We start from the raw sequence: 17,262 nt of genomic DNA on the forward strand, positions 1-17,262 counted from the left end.
AGGGTAACTCCTCGCTCGCCCTGGACATTCCGGGCCTGAGCGGGGCCGAAACGGATCCGCCGGTGCCGCTGCGGCACTTCGTGGCGCCGACCGGTGACGTGTTCCTGCTGTTCCCGGGCGGCTCGGCCGCGGTCCGCGCCGTGCGTGCCGTCGACTCCGGCGAGGCCGCCGCTGTGCTGGAGGTCACCGACGTGGCACCGGTGGCGGTGCCGCACCGCATCCGCGGCCGGGCCCGGGTCGTCGGCTGGCTGTCCGAGGTGCCCGGCGGCGCCTTCGAGTCCGGCACCGAACTGCTGAAGCTGGAACCGGCCGAGGTCACGGTGGACGACCTGTGGGGTGCGGGCCGCGTCGAGCCCGAGGACTTCGCGGCGGCCACACCCGATCCGCTGGCCCCCTACGAGACGGCGGTCCTCCAGCATCTGGCCGCGGACCATGCCGAGGAGGTCGCGGCGCTGAGCGCGCTGATCGACGACCGGCCCGGGTCGGGCCCGGACGGCGGTCGCCCGCCGGTCACCGCGGTGCCGCTGGCGCTGGACGCCTACGGTCTGCGGGTCCGCTTCAGCGGGCCGGACGGCCTGTTCGACGCGTACTTCGACTTCCCCGAACCAGTGGACGGCGTGCCCGCCGCCCGCCGGGCCCTGCACGCGCTGTTCCGCGCCGTGGGCGACGAGGACTGAGCGCGGCGCTCCCCTACTCCCCCGAGCCGTCGCCGCCCGCGCCGTCGGGGCCGCTTCCCGCGCCGTCGGCCCCCGAAGTCCTGCTTCGCGAACCGTTGGGCCCGGCGCCGTTGGCCCCTGCCGCGTTGGTTCCCGAGCCGCCCGCCAGCCGGTCCCGTACCCGTTCCAGTACGTCCGCGTAGCGGGCCTCGGCGCCGTAGCGGGTCGGGTCGTAGTAGTGGCGGCCGCGCAGTTCCTCCGGGAGGTACTGCTGGGCGGCAATGGCGCCGGGTACGTCGTGCGGGTAGACGTACCCCCGGGCGTGGCCGAGTTTGGCGGCGCCCTTGTAGTGGCCGTCTCGCAGGTGCGGCGGGACCGGGCCGGCCTTGCCGTCGCGCACGTCGGCCATCGCCGCGCCGATCGCGGTGGTGGCCGCGTTGGACTTGGGGGCCAGGGCCAGCGCGATGGTGGCGTGGCTGAGGATCAGGGACGCCTCGGGGAAGCCGATCATGGCCACGGCCTGGGCTGCCGCCACCGCGGTGGGCAGCGCGGTGGGGTCGGCCAGGCCGATGTCCTCGCTGGCGGAGATCATCAGCCGCCGGGCGATGAAGCGCGGATCCTCGCCGGCCACGATCATCCGCGCCAGGTAGTGCAGCGCGGCGTCCACGTCGGAGCCGCGGATGGACTTGATCAGGGCGCTGGCCACGTCGTAGTGCTGGTCGCCGTCCCGGTCGTACGCGACGGCCGCCTTGTCGACGGACTCCTCCAGGGTGGCCAGGGCGATGGTGTCCTCGCCCTTGGCCAGGGCGGCGCCGGCGCCCGCTTCCAGTGCGGTCAGCGCGCGGCGGGCGTCACCGCCGGCCATCCGCAACAAGTGCGCCTCGGCGTCCTCGGGCAGGGTGACCGCGCCGCCCAGGCCGCGCTCCTCGGTCAGCGCCCGGCGCAGCACGCCCCGGATGTCCTCGTCGTCCAGCGGTTCCAGGGTGAGCAGCAGCGAACGGGACAGCAGCGGGGAGATCACCGAGAAGTACGGGTTCTCGGTGGTGGCCGCGATCAGGGTCACCCAGCGGTTCTCCACGGCCGGCAGCAGGGAGTCCTGCTGGGCCTTGCTGAACCGGTGGATCTCGTCCAGGAACAGCACGGTCTCCCGGCCGTAGCCGCCGGACTCGCGCTTGGCGGACTCGATGACCGCGCGGACCTCCTTGACGCCCGCGGTGATCGCCGACAGCTCCACGAACCGCTTGTTGGTGGCCTTGCTCACCACGTACGCCAGGGTGGTCTTGCCGGTGCCGGGCGGGCCCCACAGGATCACCGAGGACGGGCCGGCCGGGCCGCCGCCGCCCTCCCCCACCAGGCGGCGCAGCGGCGAACCGGGCCGCAGCAGGTGCCGCTGGCCCACCACCTCCTCCAGGGTGCGCGGGCGCATCCGGACGGCGAGCGGGCTGGCGGCGGGGTCACGCTCCTGACGGGCCTCGGCGGCGGCGGTGAACAGATCTGGCTCCACGTTGTGCAGCGTAAGCCACCCCACCGACAGTCCCGGCCCGGGCCGGAGACTCAGGTCACGCCAGGGTCAGACGAGGGTCTTCCAGTACGACCACCAGCGGGTCAGGATCAGCGTGGCGATGATCCCGTACCACAGCACCGGCACCACCCAGTGGAACTCCAGCACCAGCGACCGGGCACCCGCGGGGACCTTGATGATGCGGTGCTTGATGTTGTGCACCAGCGTGTACCAGAAGATCGCGATGGTGACGGTCCACGCCAGGCTGCACCACAGGCACAGGGAGCCGATGGTGTACAGCGTCTGGTACTGCAGCCAGGAGCAGAAGACCACGCCGAACAGGCCGCCGGCCTGCAGGCCCAGCCAGTACCAGCTGCGGTAGCGGGCCCCGGCGAACAGGCTCATGGCGACGGCCATGACCACCGGGTAGGCGACCAGTCCGATGATCGGGTTCGGGAAGCCGAAGGCGTGCGCCTGCGGGCTCTGCATCACATTGGTGCAGGAGATGATCGGGTTCAGGCTGCACGCGGGGGTGTAGGTCTTGCCCTCGGCCTTGGCCTGGAGCAGCTTGAACTTGTCGTCCGTGATCACGAAGGACGCGACCAGGCCGAGCGCGCCACAGATCAACAGCAGCCAGGTGAAGGCGCGGCCGGCGGCCACGCCGCCGGGAACTCCGGGTTCGTCGCTGCCGCCGTCCGTGCGTGTGGTCTCGTCGAGCGCGGATGTGGTCATGGCCGCCGTTCTTCTCCGTCGGTGGGGGTGACCGGGCAACCCCATTGTGCATGCGGGTGCTGTGGACGCTATAAGGCCGAAGGTCCCTCGTACTCGCACGAACGGCGGCGACAACCCTTACGAGCGGTTCAGGCGAGCCGCTCCTTGACGGCGGTGACGATCTCGTCGAGCGCGACCGGTGCCTGGTCCCCGCTGTCGAGGTCCTTGAGCTGGATCACGCCCTCGGCCAGGTCCCGCTCGCCGGCCACCAGCGCCAGCCGGGCGCCGGAGCGGTTGGCGGACTTCATGGCGTTCTTCATGCCCTTGCCGCCGTACGCGAAGTCCGCTGCGACCCCGGCCCGGCGCAGCGCGGTGACTATGGTGAACAGGGCGCGGCGGGCCTCCTCGCCGAGCGGCACCGCGTACACGTCGGTCATGGCGGGCAGCGGCAGCTCCACCCCTTCGGCCCTGAGCGCCAGCACCGTGCGGTCCACGCCCAGTGCCCAGCCGACCGAGGGCAGCGCGGGGCCGCCGATCATCTCCGACAGGCCGTCGTAGCGCCCGCCGCCGCCCACGGCGGACTGCGAGCCGAGCCCCTCGTGCACGAACTCGAAGGTCGTGCGGGTGTAGTAGTCCAGGCCGCGGACCAGCTTCGGGTCGTCGGTGTACGCCACGCCCTCAGCGGTCAGCACCTCGCGCACCTGCTCGTGGTACGCCTTGCACGCCTCGCACAGGTGGTCGGCGATCAGCGGCACGCCGGTGAGCTGGGCCTGCACCGATTCGCGCTTGTCGTCCAGCACCCGCAGCGGGTTGATCTCGATCCGCTGCCGGGTGTCCTCGTCCAGGTCCAGGCCGCGCAGGAAGTCCTGGAGGGCGGCCCGGTAGACCGGGCGGCACTCCTTGTCGCCCAGGGAGTTCAGCAGCAGCCGGACGTTGCTCAGGCCCAGCGAGCGGTGGGCGTCGACCGCCAGCACGATCAGCTCGGCGTCCAGCACCGGGTCCTCGGCGCCGATCGCCTCCGCGCCGACCTGGGAGAAGTGCCGGTAGCGGCCGGCCTGCGGCTTCTCGTAGCGGTAGTAGGAGCCGGAGTACCAGAGCTTGACCGGCAGGTTGCCGCCGCGGTGCAGGTTGGCCTCCAGGGCCGCGCGCAGCACGGAGGCAGTGCCCTCGGGGCGCAGCGCCAGGTTGTCGCCGCCCTTGGTGGTGAAGGCGTACATCTCCTTGGTCACGATGTCGGTGGACTCACCGACGCCGCGGGAGAAGAGTTCGACGTTCTCGAATCCGGGGGTCTCGACGTAGCCGTAGCCGGCGCGGCGCAGCGGCGCGGCCATCGCCTCGCGCACCGCCAGGTACACCGCGGAGTCGGGGGGCAGCAGGTCGTAGGTGCCCTTGGGGGCCTGGAACGTGCTCACAGCAGGTCTCGTCACAATCCTCGTCGTGGAGCCGAGCGGTGGGCTCCTGCGGCGCGGGCCGCCTCCCCCAGATAGGGGTTGGTGGCGCGCTCGCGGCCGATGGTGGTCTGGGGGCCGTGGCCGGACAGTACGACGGTGGAGTCGTCCAGCGGCAGGCACACGCGGGCCAGCGACTGGTACAGCTCGGTCGTCGAGCCGCCCGGCAGATCGGTGCGTCCGACGGAGTCGGCGAACAGCAGGTCACCGGAGAACAGCACCGACGGGACGTCGGCGGTCTGCGGCAGCCGGTAGGTCACCGACCCCTTGGTATGCCCGGGCGCGTGCGCGACCTCGAGCTCCAGCCCCGCCAGCGCCAGGGTGCCGCCGTCGGTCAGCTCCCGCAGGTCGTCGGGTTCGCCGACGGTCAGCTCGCCGAGCAGCTGCTGCCCGATGGCGCGGCCGAGCGCCTTCTCCGGGTCGCTGAGCATGTACCGGTCCGCGGGGTGGATCCAGGCGGGGACGTCGTGCGCCCCGCACACCGGGATCACCGAGGCCACGTGGTCCACGTGGCCGTGCGAGAGGATCACCGCGACGGGCTTGAGCCGGTGCTTGGCGAGGGCGTCCTCGACGCCTTGGACGGCCTGGTGGCCCGGGTCGACGATCACGCACTCCTCACCCGCGGCGGGGGCGACCACATAACAATTGGCCCCCCAGGCCCCGGCGGGGAACCCGGCAATCAGCACGTTCGTCCTTCTGTCGCTCGTGTCGTCCGCGGCGGTGTGGGCCGCGTCGGCAGGTCAAAAGCCTACCGGCGCGGGCCCGAGCGCCGCGAACTCGTATCGCGCCCGCACAGGTCCGCCTCGTATCGTGCCCCCCGGCGGGCTGGACGGAGGGCGCGCGGAACGCGAAGATCCTCGCACGCGACACGGACGGCACGTGCGTCATCACAGGACACATCGGACATCAACACCGACATCAACGACGGAGACGGTGCAGTGGTCACCAAGGATCAGCGGCGACGACAGCTCGCCCGGGAGAAGTTCGAGCGGCAGCAGCAACGCCGGCATGAGGCGCGGCGCAAGTCGCGGATCCGCAACTCGGTGATCGCCGCCGTCGTGGTGGCGGCGCTGGCCGGCACCGGCGGGGCCTGGGCGGCGGGGGCGTTCAAGAGCGACAAGAAGACGAGCGACAGCGCCGCGGCCAAGGCCTCGGCGACCCCGTCGGCCGCGCCGTCCGCCACCAAGGCGGCGGCCAAGGTGCCGGACCCGTGCGCCAAGCCGGCGGGCGGCACCCCGGGCAAGCAGCAGTGGAAGACGGCGCCGGCGATGGCGATCGACAAGACCGCGAAGTACACCTTCACGCTGGACACCACCTGCGGCGCCATCCCGATGACGCTGGACGCGGCCAAGGCGCCGCAGACCGTGAACTCCTTCTCGTTCCTGGCCGGCAAGGGCTTCTTCGACCACACCAAGTGCCACCGGCTGACCACCAACGGCATCTACGTGCTCCAGTGCGGCGACCCGCAGGGCACGGGTGGCGGCGGCCCGGGCTACACGCTGCCGGACGAGAACCTGACCGCCTTCGGCAAGGCGTCCTCGGCGCAGGCGCCGGTGACGTACCCGGCGGGCACGGTGGCGATGGCCAACACCGGCCAGCCGCACACCGGCGGCAGCCAGTTCTTCCTGGTCTACAAGGACAGCCCGCTGCCCCCGCAGTACACCCCGTTCGGCACCATCGGCGCGGACGGCATGAAGGTGCTGCAGAAGATCGCCAAGGCCGGCGACAACGAGAGCAACGGGCAGGGCGACGGCGCTCCCAACGCCACGGTGGTGATCAACAAGGCCACGGTCGTCAAGTCCTGACGGCGGCCGCGGGGCGCCCGGATCGTGTCGCACACGGCCCGGGCGCCCCGCCCGTAGCGGCCGGGAAGCCGCCCGGGATCTCCGATCGGCACCAAATCAGGATTGGGCCCGTATCGGATGCGGACAGCCGGGCGGCTGGTCGCCTATGTTGGCGTTGGACCGGTCGGGGCCGTCGGCACGGCCGGAGGAAACTGTGGACGATGCCCGTCGGGCGCGCTTCGGCGGGGCATCACGTGGAGGAGGCGCTGTGAGCAGCGACCCGTGGGGCCGCGTCGATGAGACGGGGACCGTGTACGTGCGTACGGCCGAAGGGGAGAAGGAGGTCGGTTCGTGGCAGGCGGGCTCTCCCGATGAGGCCCTGGCCTACTACGAGCGCAAGTACGAGGGGCTCGTCGTGGAGATCGGCCTCCTTGAGAAGCGGGTGCAGACCACGGATCTGGCACCCAAGGACGCCCTGACCGCCATCGAACACCTGCGGGTCATGGTGACCGAGGCGCACGCGGTCGGTGACCTGGCGGCGCTGGGGCAGCGGCTGGACGCGCTGGTGGCGCTGGTGGACTCGCGCCGCGAGGAGCGCAAGGCGGCCAAGGCGAAGCAGCACGACGAGGCGAGGTCCGCCAAGGAGGAGCTGGTCGTCGAGGCCGAGCAGCTCGCGGAGAGCGAGCAGTGGCGGTCGGCCGGGGAGCGGCTGCGGGCGCTGGTGGACACCTGGAAGGGCCTGCCGCGGCTGGACCGCAAGACCGACGACGAGCTGTGGCACCGGTTCAGCCACGCCCGGTCGGTGTTCTCCAAGCGGCGCAAGGCGCACTTCGCGTCGCTGGACGCGCAGCGCGAGGAGGCCCGGCGCACCAAGGAGAAGCTGGTCGTCGAGGCGCAGTCGCTGTCGGACTCCACCGACTGGGGACCGACCGCGGCCCGCTACCGCGAGCTGATGGCGGACTGGAAGGCGGCCGGTCGGGCCCAGCGCGAGGCCGAGGACGACCTGTGGAACCGCTTCCGCGGCGCCCAGGACGTGTTCTTCGCCGCGCGCTCCGCGGTGTTCGCCGAGCGGGACACCGAGCAGCGGGACAACCTGGAGCGCAAGGAAGAGCTGGTCGCCGAGGCGGAGAAGCTGCTGCCGGTGACGGACCTGAAGTCGGCGCGGGCGGCGTTCCGCTCGGTCAACGAGCGCTGGGAGGCGATCGGCCATGTGCCGCGCGACGCCCGCGCCCGGATCGAGGGCCGGATGCACGCGGTCGAGCGCGCCCTTCAGGAGGTCGAGGACGAGCAGTGGCGGCGCTCCAACCCGGAGGTGCGGGCCCGCGCCGCGGGTCTGACCGGTCAGCTCCAGGCTGCGGTGGACAAGCTGCGCGCCCAGGTCGAGGCGGCGCGCGAGTCCGGCAACACCGCCAAGGCCGACAAGCTCCAGGCCGAGCTCGACGGCCGTCAGGCCCTGCTGGACTCGGCCCTGAAGGGCATGCGCGAGTTCGGCGGCTGAGCAGCCGTCAGCGGACCCCTGTCCCCCGGCGCCACCAGGTGCCGGAGAGCAGGGGTCCGCTGCTCGTACGGGGTGCGGCTGCCGCGCGTACTGCCCGCAGCGTGCGCTGTCGCCGGGCCCTGAGCAGCGGGCCCGGTGGGGCGGCTCAGCGCTGCTGACGGCCCGACGTCACCCGGTAGACGTCGTAGACACCCTCGACGCCGCGTACGGCCTTCAGGACGTGACCCAGGTGCTTGGGGTCGCCCATCTCGAAGGTGAAGCGGGAGGTGGCCACCCGGTCCCGCGAGGTCTGCACGGCCGCCGACAGGATGTTGACGTGCTGGTCGGACAGTACGCGGGTGACGTCCGACAGCAGCCGCGACCGGTCCAGCGCCTCGACCTGGATGGCGACCAGGAACACCGAGGACTGGGTCGGCGCCCATTCGACGTCGATGATCCGCTCGGGCTGCTGGGACAGCGACTCCACGTTGACGCAGTCGGCGCGGTGCACCGACACCCCGTTGCCGCGGGTGATGAAGCCGATGATCGGATCGCCCGGCACGGGGGTGCAGCAGCGGGAGAGCTTGACCCACACGTCGCTCTCGCCCTTGACGATCACGCCCGGGTCGGTGGTGGCCCGGCGCTTGCTGCGGCCCGGGGTGGGCGTGGTGATCTCGGCGATGTCCTCGGTGGCGCCGTCCTCCCCGCCGAGCGCGTCCACCAGCTTCTGCACCACCGACTGCGCGGTGATGTGGCCCTCGCCGATCGCCGCGTACAGCGCGGAGATGTCCGGGTAGCGCATCTCGTGCGCCAGGGTGACCAGGGAGTCGCCGGTGAGCACCCGCTGGATCGGCAGGTTCTGCTTGCGCATGGCCCGCGCGATGGCGTCCTTGCCCTGCTCGACGGCCTCCTCGCGGCGCTCCTTGGAGAACCAGGCGCGGATCTTGTTGCGGGCCCGCGGCGACTTGACGAAGCCGAGCCAGTCGCGGGACGGGCCGGCGCCGGGCGCCTTGGAGGTGAAGACCTCCACGGTGTCGCCGTTGTCGAGGGTGGACTCCAGCGGCACCAGGCGGCCGTTGACGCGCGCGCCTATGGTGCGGTGGCCGACCTCGGTGTGCACCGCGTACGCGAAGTCCACCGGGGTGGCGCCGGCCGGCAGCGCTATGACGTCTCCCTTGGGCGTGAAGACGAAGACCTCGCTCTGGGACAGGTCGAACCGCAGCGACTCCAGGAACTCCCCGGGGTCCTCGGTCTCCTTCTGCCAGTCCAGCAACTGCCGCAGCCAGGCCATGTCGTTGACCGCGTCGTCCTTCTTGTCCGACCGCGGGCCGTCGGTGCGCACCTTGGAGGCGCCGGCCACCGCCTCCTGCTTGTACTTCCAGTGCGCGGCGATGCCGTACTCGGCGCGGCGGTGCATGTCGAAGGTGCGGATCTGCAGTTCGACCGGCTTGCCGCTGGGCCCGATCACCGTGGTGTGCAGTGACTGGTACATGTTGAACTTCGGCATCGCGATGTAGTCCTTGAACCGGCCCGGGACCGGATTCCACCGCGCGTGAATGGTGCCGAGCGCCGCGTAGCAGTCCCGTACGGTGTCGACCAGCACCCGGATGCCGACCAGGTCGTAGATCTCCGCGAAGTCCCGGCCGCGGACGATCATCTTCTGGTACACGCTGTAGTAGTGCTTGGGGCGTCCGGTGACGGTGGCCTTGATACGGGCGGCGCGCAGGTCCTGCTGCACCTGGTCGGTGACGATCGCCAGGTATTCGTCGCGCTTGGGCGCGCGCTCGGCGACCAGGCGGACGATCTCGTCGTACATCTTCGGGTAGAGGATGGCGAAGGCCAGGTCCTCCAGCTCCCACTTGATGGTGTTCATGCCCAGCCGGTGGGCCAGTGGGGCGTAGATCTCCAGGGTCTCGCGGGCCTTCTTCTCCTGCTTCTCCCGCTTGAGGAAGCGCATGGTGCGCATGTTGTGCAGGCGGTCGGCCAGCTTGATGACCAGCACCCGGGGGTCCTTGGCCATGGCGACGACCATCTTGCGGACCGTCTCGGCCTGCGCGGCCTCGCCGAACTTGACCTTGTCCAGCTTGGTGACGCCGTCCACCAGGAGCGCCACCTGGTCGCCGAAGTCGCGCCGCAGCTGGTCCAGCCCGTACTCGGTGTCCTCGACGGTGTCGTGCAGCAGCCCGGCCATCAAGGTGGCCGGATCCATGCCCAGCTCGGCCAGGATGGTGGTGACGGCCAGCGGGTGGGTGATGTACGGGTCGCCGCTCTTGCGCTTCTGCCCGCGGTGCCAGCGCTCGGCCACCTGGTAGGCGTACTCGATCTGGCGCAGCTGGGCGCTGTCGCCCTTGGGGTCGTTGCCCCGCACGATCCGCAGCAGCGGCTCCAGCACGGGGTTGTACGAGGTCGAGCGCTGCACCCCGAGCCGGGCCAGGCGGGCGCGCACGCGCGAGGAGGAGGCCCCCGGGCGGGAGGGCGCGACGGTGCCCGCGGTGCGCACCGGCCGGACGGCGGGCGGCACCGGGCGTACGGCGGGCGACTGGCCGTCCACCGGGGCCGGGGCGTCGTCCACCCTGCCCGCGGCCGGTTCCGTCGCGCCTGCGGCTTCGAGTCGCTGTACCTCGTCTGGCAAGAGCACTCCTCACGCGAGTGGGAAGTCCCATGGTATCGACCCGTGGCGCGATACGGGCGCCCGCGGTGGCCGGGCGGCTCCCGGAACACGCGGTACGCGCCCGTGTGCGCCCCGTACACGGCCGATCGGGTCCGGGAGCCTCCAGGGCCTTCCAGCGGCCCCGTGAAGCCCTCAGACGGCCACCAGGGCCTCCAGCGGTGCTCCGCCGAGGGAAGGGGCCAGCCGCTGCCGGCCGCCGAGGAAGCCGAGCTCCAGCATCACCGCGACCCCGGCGACGGTCGCGCCGCAGCGGCGGACCAGTTCCAGGGACGCCTCGGCGGTGCCGCCGGTGGCCAGCACGTCGTCGATCACCAGCACCCGGTCGCCGTCGGTCATGGCGTCGGCGTGCACCTCGATCTGCGCGGTGCCGTACTCCAGCTCGTACGACTGGGTGAGCGTGGGCCCGGGGAGCTTGCCGGCCTTGCGGACCGGGACGAAGCCGAGCCCCGCGCGGGCGGCGGCGGGGGCGGCCAGGATGAAGCCGCGCGCCTCCAGGCCGACCACCTTGGTGGCGCCGTGCCGGGCGCACATCTCGGCCAGGGCGTCCACCAGCGCGTTGAAGGCCACCGGGTCGGCCAGCAGCGGGGTGATGTCCTTGAAGACCACTCCCGGCTTGGGGTAGTCGGGCACGTCCCGGATCCGGGAGAGCAGCAACTCCCGCAGGTTGGCGGAGGCGGCTTCCGTGGTGGTCATCGCACTACTTTCGGTTCTCGCTTCGATCGACCCGTACAACCTACCGGGCGGTGGCCGTCCCGTGCCCCGGGCCGGGCCCGGGCCGCGGCCTGAACGGCACCGAACCGGCCCCGAACGCACCGCGCCGCCCGGGCCTGGGCGGTCCGGGCGGCGGCGGTTGCGTGCGTAGGGCTCAGCGGCGCTTGCCCGAGGGGCGGCCGCGGCCGCGGCTGCCCCGGCTGGGCTGGTTGCGGGCGGCGCGGGAGGCCGACGACGGGCCCTGGCCACGCTGGCCCACGACACCGGCGGCGGCCGGCGCGGCGTCGTCGTCCTCGTCGTGCTCCGCGTCCAGGTCGGCCGACTCCGCGTCGTCCTCGTGGGCGGCCTCCTCGGCCTTGCGGGCGTCGCCCTGGCGCTTGGCCAGCACCCGCTTGCGCAGCGCCTTCATGGCCGGGTCGCGCTCCTTGATCTCGGCCACGATCGGGGTGGCGATGAAGATCGAGGAGTAGGCACCGGCGGTCAGGCCGACGAACAGCGCGAGCGCGATGTCGTTCAGCATGCCGGCGCCCAGCAGGCCGCCACCGATGAACAGCAGCGCGGCGACCGGCAGCAGCGCCACCACGGTGGTGTTGATCGACCGGACCAGGGTGGAGTTGAGGCTGCGGTTGGCGATGTCGCTGTACGTGAAGCGGTTCTGCCGGGTGACGTCCTTGCTGGCTTCCTTCAGGCCGTCGAAGACGACGACCGTGTCGTACAGCGAGTAACCCAGGATGGTGAGCAGACCGATCACCGTACCGGGCGACACCTCGAAGCCGACGATGGCGTACACGCCGGTGGTGATCGTCAGGTCGTGCAGCAGGGCGATCAGCGCGGCCAGGGCCATGCGCCACTCGAAGGTGATGGCGAGGTAGATCACCACCAGCACCAGGAAGATGATCAGACCCTCGACCGCCTTGTGGGTGATCTGCTTGCCCCAGCTCGGACCGACGATCTCCGCGTCGATCTTGTTCTGGGGCATCCCCAGGTCCTTGGCGATCTCCTGCTGGACCTTCGTCGACTGCTGGGTGCTCAGCCCGCTGACCTGGATCCGCAGGCTGCCGGTGCCCAGCTTCTGGACGGTCGCGTCACGGCCGCCGGTGTCACCGGAGATCTTGCTCTGCGCGTCGGAGACCGAGATCGAGGTCTTGGCCGTGGTGAAGACCGCGCCGCCGGAGAAGTCGATGCTCTCCTTGAGACCGTTCACCGCCAGACCGACGATCGCCACGATCGTGACCAGGATCGAGAACGAGTACCAGATCTTCCGCTTGCCGACGAAGTCGTAGCTGACCTCGCCGCGGTGCAGTCGGTGACCGAGAGTGCCGAGCTTGGACATCAGGCTTCCTTCGTCTCGGTGTGCTGGCGGCGGACGCGGCGCAGCGGCGCCTGAACGCCCAGGCTCTCCGGGTTGAGCCCGGACCACTTGTGGCCCTGGGCATAGAAGGGACGCCTGGCCAGGATCGTCATGAGCGGCAGGGTGAACAGGAACACCACGGCGACGTCGAGCAGCGTGGTCAGGCCCAACGTGAACGCGAAGCCCTGGACCTTGCCGACCGACACCACGTACAGCACGGCCGCGGCGAGGAAGGACACGAAGTCCGACACGAGGATGGTGCGCCGGGCGCGCGGCCAGCCGCGGGCCACGGCGGGTTGCAGGGACCTGCCTTCGCGCAGGCCGTCCCTGATGCGTTCGAAGAACACGATGAAGGAGTCGGCGGTGATACCGATGGCGACGATGGCACCGCAGACGGCCGGCAGGTTTAGCGCGAAGCCGATGGCCGAGCCGAGCAGGCACATGATCGTGTAGGTCAGGGCGGCCGACACCATCAGGCTGAGCACCGCGACGAAGCTCAGGCCGCGGTAGTACGCCAGCAGGTAGAGCACGACCAGGGCCAGGCCCACCGCGCCGGCGATCATGCCGCCGCGGAGCTGCTCGCCGCCGAGCGCGGCGGAGACGGTGGTCTGGTCGGAGATCTTGAAGGCCAGCGGCAGCGAGCCGTACTTGAGCACGTTGGCCAGGTCCTCGGCGGACTTCTGGGTGAAGCTGCCGGAGATCTGGGCGTTGCCGCCGGTCAGCGCGGAGGAGACGCGCGGGGCGGAGATCACGTCGCCGTCGAGGTCGATGGCGAACTGGTTGTTCGGCTGCTGCTGCGAGGCCAGGTCACCGGTGACCTTGGTGAACTGGCTGGCGCCGCTGCCGTCGAAGGTCAGGTTGACCACCCAGCCGTTGCCCTGCTGGGAGTCGAAGTTGGCGCTGGCGCCGGAGACCCGCTTGCCGTCGATCAGCGTGGGGCCGAGCAGGTACTTGTACCAGTGGTTCTGCTCCTGGCCGCAGGCGATGACCTGATCGGTGGGCTTGGCACCCTGGCTGGCGTTGGCCCGTGCCGATTTGTTGGTGCAGTCCAGCGCGGTGAACTTGTTCTGCAGCGCGACCGGGACGGACGCGGCGGGGGAGGTCGTCGACGGCGTGCCGGTGCTCGGGGTGCTGCCGGCCGGCGCACTCGGAGTGCCGGTGGGCAGCGGGGTCGGCGCCTTGGCCGGGGCCGCCGTCAGCGCGCCGGTGACGGCGCGGCCCTGCGGGCTGGCACTGCCCGAGGGCGTGGCCGAGGAGGAGGGAGTGGCCGTGGACTTCGCGCCGGAGGACGCCGAGGGAGAGGAGCTGGGCTTGCCGCTGGGCGTGGCCGACGGCTTCGGCGTGGCGCTCGACGACGGCTTCGGGGCGGCCTTCGCCGGCTCGCCGTCCTGCTCGGCGAGCACCTGGCGGAAGTCCAGCCGGGCCGTGGTGCCCACCTGCTGTGCGGCCTGCTGGGAGTTGGTGCCCTTGGGGATGTTGACGATGATGTTGTCGGACCCCTGGGTCTGCACCTCGGCCTCGGAGACACCCAGACCGTTGACACGGCGGTTGATGATGTCAACCGCCGTGTTCATGTTGGCCTTGGTGACCGCGCTGCCCTGATCGGGTTTCGCGGTCAGGGTGATGCTGGTGCCACCGGCGAGGTCGATGCCCAGCCGTGGGGTCCGCTGGCCGGAGATGAAGATCCCTCCGGTCAGCGCCACCAGGGCGACGAGGATCACGGCCAGAGCACGCCCGGGGTAACCCTGGCTCCCCGAGGACCTGCGGCCCTTGTTGGCTGCTGCCACCTTCTTGATTCTCCCTGTTGTACCGCCCCCGATCCGCGCGCTCACGGGTGGCGTCGAGTGTTGTGAGAGCCTGGCAGGTTACTTCGAGTCGGTGCTGGAGGCGCCGGCGGCCGCGTCGGAGACGTCCTTCTCCGTGTCCGCGGACTTCGTCAGATCGATGTGCTCGTCCCGCTCACCCGTGGCGCCGTGATCGTCCGCGGCCGGCGCGGCGGTGTCCGCCGCGTCCTCGGTGTGCTCGGTGTCCTCGGACTCCTCCGGTTCGATGCCGTGCACGATCCGGTTGAACTCGTCCTCGGACAGCACCGTCCCGATGGCGTTCTTGGCGAAGTGGGCGTGCACGCCGTCCGTCAGCTCCAGCAGCACCGTCTCCTCGTTGACCTCCTTCACCACGGCGTACATGCCGCCGATGGTGCGGACGCCGGCGCCCGGCTCCATCTTGTTGCGCATCTCCAACGTCTGGCGCTGCTTGTTCCGGGCGGACCGGGTCATGAGGAACATGACTCCGATCATGACGACGAAGACGAGGATCAGAGGATTCACGGTTAGGACGTTCCTTCGCGCGGCCGGCGTGGGGGCTGGCCTTGGTGTGGGATGTGAGCGCCGCTCCAGAGGAAGGGGCGTCGGCGGAGTTTAAGCTCTGACTTGCCGCTGGAACAACGCCAAGCATGGCACCGGGGTTCCTGAACGGGCGATTCCGGCCGAGGTCACGGCCCGAACAGCCCGGTCTGTCCCGGTCCGCCTGCTCCGCCTCCTTGCGGTGGGGTCAGGCCCAGGTGGGCCCAGGCCGCCGGGGTGGCGATCCGGCCCCGTGGAGTACGGGCCAGCAGGCCCTCGCGGACCAGGAAGGGTTCGGCGACCTCCTCCACAGTCTCACGCTCCTCCCCCACTGCGACCGCCAATGTGGACAAACCCACAGGACCTCCCCCGAAAAGGTTGAGCAGGGCGTGCAGGACGGCCCGGTCCAGCCGGTCCAGACCGCGCTCGTCCACCTCGTAGACCTCCAGGGCCTTGGCGGCGATCTCCTGAGTGATCACGCCGTCCGCGCGGACCTGGGCGTAGTCGCGGACCCGGCGCAGCAGCCGGTTGGCGATCCGGGGCGTGCCGCGGGAGCGGCCGGCGATCTCGGCAGCGCCTTCCACGGCGACGGAGACGTCCAGCAGTCCGGCCGAGCGGTGGATCACCCGTTCGAGTTCGGCCGGCCCGTAGAACTCCATGTGGGCGGTGAAGCCGAACCGGTCGCGCAGCGGCGGCGGCAGCAGGCCGGCCCGGGTGGTGGCGCCGACCAGGGTGAAGGGCGGCAGCTCCAGCGGGATGGCGGTGGCGCCGGGGCCCTTGCCGACCACCACGTCGACCCGGAAGTCCTCCATCGCCATGTACAGCATCTCCTCGGCGGGCCGGGACATCCGGTGGATCTCGTCGAGGAACAGCACCTCGCCCTCCTGGAGGGAGGACAGGATCGCGGCCAGGTCGCCGGCGTGCTGGATGGCCGGGCCGGAGGTGATCCGGATCGGCACGCCCATCTCGGCGGCGATGATCATGGACAGGGTGGTCTTGCCGAGGCCGGGGGCGCCGGAGAGCAGGACGTGGTCGGCGGTGGCGCCCCGCTGCCGGGCGGCCTTGAGCACCAGGTCGAGCTGCTGGCGGACCCGCTCCTGGCCGATGAACTCGTTCAGGTCCTTGGGGCGCAGGGCCGCCTCCACCGCCTGGTCCTCGCGGTCGGCGGCGGCGCCGACCAGTCGCTCGGGGCCGGCGTCGGGGGCTGTGTCGGAGGCGTCCCAGTTCATGGTGGTCTTCGTGATCTCTCGGTCCGGGGGCGGCCGGCCCGGGCGGGCCGGCGGCGGGGTCAGGGGCGCGTACGGGCCGGGTGCGGCGCCCGGCGGCGGGTCAGCGGGTGCGGTTGAGGCTCTGCAGGGCGGCCCGCAGCAGGGTGCCCAGGTCGGGAGCGGCGGCGGCCTCGGCCTGCGGGGTGACCGCGGCGACCGCGTCGTCGGCCTCGCGGGCGGCGTAGCCCAGGCCCAGCAGCGCCGCGTGGAGCTGGTCGTTCCAGGACAGGTCCGCCCGGGCGGCCGGGATCGCGGCGCCGCGGCCGACCGGTGCGCCGAGCCGGTCCTTCAGCTCCAGCAGCAGCCGCTGGGCGCCCTTCTTGCCGATGCCGGGCACGGCGGTGAGCGCCTTCTCGTCGCCCGCGGCCACCGCGGCCCGCAGCGCGTCGGGCGCGTGCACCGCGAGCATGGTCTGGGCGAGCCGGGGCCCGACCCCGCTGACGGTCTGCAGCAGCTCGAAGACCTGCCGCTCGTCGTCGTCCGCGAAGCCGTACAGGGTCAGCGAGTCCTCGCGCACCACCAGGGAGGTGGCCAGCCGGGCCGGCTGTCCGACGCGCAGTTCGGCAAGGGTGCCGGGCGCGCACTGGACGGCCATCCCGATGCCGCCGACCTCGACGACCGCGGCGTCGGGGGCGAGCGCGGCGACCGTGCCGCTGACGAAGGCGATCATGGGGCGGACTCCTGGGCCGGTGCGGGGGCGGGCGGTGCGGTGGAGGGCTTGGAAGCGGGCGGTATGGAAGCGGGCGGGCGGCGGTGCGTCTGGATGGCCTGCTGGAGGCGGTTGGTGGCGGCGCCGCGCCAGATGTGGCAGATGGCCAGCGCCAGCGCGTCGGCGGCGTCGGCCGGGCGGGGCGGGGCGTCGAGCCGCAGCAGCCGGGTGACCATCGCGCCGACCTGGGCCTTGTCGGCCCGGCCGCTGCCGGTGACGGCGGCCTTGACCTCGCTGGGGGTGTGCAGGTGGACCGGCAGGCCGCGGCGGCTGGCGCACAGGATGGCCACCGCGCTGGCCTGGGCGGTGCCCATCACGGTACGGACGTTGTGCTGGCTGAAAACACGCTCCACGGCGACCGCGTCGGGCCGGTGGGCGTCCAGCCACTCCTCGATGCCGCGCTCTATCAGCACCAGCCGGCGGCCGACGTCCTCCTCGGCCGGGGTGCGCACCACCCCGACGCCGACCATGGTCAGCCGGCGGCCGGCGGTCCCGTCCACCACGCCGACGCCGCACCGGGTCAGCCCCGGGTCCACGCCCAGCACCCGCACCGCGCTCCCCTCCCTCCGCGTCATCCGGCCCCTGCGGCCCCGGACTTCGCGCTCCGCAGCCTGTTCCCGCAGGCTATCGGTT

The 17,262-nt window shown here is 71.8% G+C and carries 15 protein-coding genes; 3 read left to right on the forward strand and 12 right to left on the reverse strand.

The window, feature by feature from the left end; translation table 11 throughout:
- The first annotated feature begins 26 nt into the window (after positions 1 to 26).
- Complete coding sequence (locus ITX44_RS35455; RefSeq protein ID WP_372441079.1) at positions 27 to 677, forward strand: DUF2470 domain-containing protein; 651 nt, start codon at positions 27 to 29, stop codon at positions 675 to 677.
- Between the two features lie 13 nt (positions 678 to 690).
- Here the strand turns inward: ITX44_RS35455 and ITX44_RS35460 are convergent, their stop codons facing one another.
- The 4 genes from ITX44_RS35460 to ITX44_RS35475 all read right to left on the reverse strand — a co-directional run bounded on the left by ITX44_RS35460 (position 691) and on the right by ITX44_RS35475 (position 5,002).
- Positions 691 to 2,160, reverse strand: coding sequence for a replication-associated recombination protein A (locus ITX44_RS35460; RefSeq protein ID WP_205363224.1), 1,470 nt, complete (start codon positions 2,158 to 2,160; stop codon positions 691 to 693).
- A 66-nt stretch (positions 2,161 to 2,226) separates the two neighbouring features.
- Positions 2,227 to 2,889 (reverse strand): vitamin K epoxide reductase family protein, encoded by a 663-nt coding sequence (locus tag ITX44_RS35465; RefSeq protein ID WP_205363226.1) that lies wholly within the window; start codon positions 2,887 to 2,889, stop codon positions 2,227 to 2,229.
- 128 nt (positions 2,890 to 3,017) lie between these two features.
- On the reverse strand, positions 3,018 to 4,280 hold the full coding sequence (gene hisS, locus ITX44_RS35470) for a histidine--tRNA ligase (RefSeq protein ID WP_205363228.1): 1,263 nt from the start codon (positions 4,278 to 4,280) through the stop codon (positions 3,018 to 3,020).
- A gap of 11 nt (positions 4,281 to 4,291) precedes the next feature.
- On the reverse strand, positions 4,292 to 5,002 hold the full coding sequence (locus ITX44_RS35475) for an MBL fold metallo-hydrolase (RefSeq protein WP_205363229.1): 711 nt from the start codon (positions 5,000 to 5,002) through the stop codon (positions 4,292 to 4,294).
- A 252-nt stretch (positions 5,003 to 5,254) separates the two neighbouring features.
- Here ITX44_RS35475 and ITX44_RS35480 point away from each other — a divergent pair, with 252 nt between their 5' ends.
- Together ITX44_RS35480 and ITX44_RS35485 are read left to right on the forward strand one after the other, a co-directional pair.
- Entirely contained in the window at positions 5,255 to 6,121 is an 867-nt protein-coding gene (locus ITX44_RS35480) for a peptidylprolyl isomerase (protein ID WP_205363230.1), read from the forward strand.
- 247 nt (positions 6,122 to 6,368) lie between these two features.
- Positions 6,369 to 7,598, forward strand: coding sequence for a DUF349 domain-containing protein (locus ITX44_RS35485; protein ID WP_205363231.1), 1,230 nt, complete (start codon positions 6,369 to 6,371; stop codon positions 7,596 to 7,598).
- A 145-nt stretch (positions 7,599 to 7,743) separates the two neighbouring features.
- Here ITX44_RS35485 and ITX44_RS35490 read toward each other — a convergent pair whose 3' ends face one another.
- The 8 genes from ITX44_RS35490 to ruvC form a co-directional block, all read right to left on the reverse strand.
- Complete coding sequence (locus ITX44_RS35490) at positions 7,744 to 10,209, reverse strand: RelA/SpoT family protein (RefSeq protein WP_372441076.1); 2,466 nt, start codon at positions 10,207 to 10,209, stop codon at positions 7,744 to 7,746.
- 171 nt (positions 10,210 to 10,380) lie between these two features.
- Entirely contained in the window at positions 10,381 to 10,941 is a 561-nt protein-coding gene (locus ITX44_RS35495) for an adenine phosphoribosyltransferase (RefSeq protein WP_205363232.1), read from the reverse strand.
- Positions 10,942 to 11,113: 172 nt separating this feature from the next.
- Positions 11,114 to 12,292, reverse strand: a complete 1,179-nt coding sequence (gene secF / locus ITX44_RS35500; RefSeq protein ID WP_205363233.1) for a protein translocase subunit SecF — start codon at positions 12,290 to 12,292, stop codon at positions 11,114 to 11,116.
- Positions 12,292 to 14,097, reverse strand: a complete 1,806-nt coding sequence (secD, locus tag ITX44_RS35505) for a protein translocase subunit SecD (protein WP_205363234.1) — start codon at positions 14,095 to 14,097, stop codon at positions 12,292 to 12,294. The genes secF and secD overlap by 1 nt, the downstream gene beginning before the upstream one ends.
- A 78-nt stretch (positions 14,098 to 14,175) precedes the next feature.
- The gene (yajC, locus tag ITX44_RS35510; RefSeq protein ID WP_205363314.1) at positions 14,176 to 14,607 is read right to left on the reverse strand and encodes a preprotein translocase subunit YajC; all 432 of its coding nucleotides are present in this window, start codon (positions 14,605 to 14,607) and stop codon (positions 14,176 to 14,178) included.
- Between the two features lie 194 nt (positions 14,608 to 14,801).
- Entirely contained in the window at positions 14,802 to 15,881 is a 1,080-nt protein-coding gene (gene ruvB / locus ITX44_RS35515) for a Holliday junction branch migration DNA helicase RuvB (RefSeq protein WP_205363236.1), read from the reverse strand.
- Between the two features lie 100 nt (positions 15,882 to 15,981).
- Positions 15,982 to 16,590 (reverse strand): Holliday junction branch migration protein RuvA, encoded by a 609-nt coding sequence (gene ruvA, locus ITX44_RS35520; RefSeq protein ID WP_205363238.1) that lies wholly within the window; start codon positions 16,588 to 16,590, stop codon positions 15,982 to 15,984.
- Positions 16,587 to 17,180, reverse strand: coding sequence for a crossover junction endodeoxyribonuclease RuvC (gene ruvC, locus ITX44_RS35525; protein ID WP_205363316.1), 594 nt, complete (start codon positions 17,178 to 17,180; stop codon positions 16,587 to 16,589). Before ruvC ends, ruvA begins: the two co-directional genes overlap by 4 nt.
- Positions 17,181 to 17,262 lie beyond the last annotated feature (82 nt).

The organism is Actinacidiphila acididurans (assembly GCF_016918855.1).
GTDB lineage: Bacteria > Actinomycetota > Actinomycetes > Streptomycetales > Streptomycetaceae > Actinacidiphila > Actinacidiphila acididurans.

Bases quoted from the DNA above. Each gene is read 5' to 3' on its own strand.
- ITX44_RS35465 (WP_205363226.1), bottom strand. From the start codon at position 2,889: ATGACCACATCCGCGCTCGACGAGACCACACGCACGGACGGCGGCAGC.
- ITX44_RS35495 (WP_205363232.1), bottom strand. From the start codon at position 10,941: ATGACCACCACGGAAGCCGCCTCCGCCAACCTGCGGGAGTTGCTGCTC.
- secF (WP_205363233.1), bottom strand. From the start codon at position 12,292: ATGTCCAAGCTCGGCACTCTCGGTCACCGACTGCACCGCGGCGAGGTC.
- yajC (WP_205363314.1), bottom strand. From the start codon at position 14,607: ATGATCGGAGTCATGTTCCTCATGACCCGGTCCGCCCGGAACAAGCAG.
- ruvB (WP_205363236.1), bottom strand. From the start codon at position 15,881: ATGAACTGGGACGCCTCCGACACAGCCCCCGACGCCGGCCCCGAGCGA.
- ruvA (WP_205363238.1), bottom strand. From the start codon at position 16,590: ATGATCGCCTTCGTCAGCGGCACGGTCGCCGCGCTCGCCCCCGACGCC.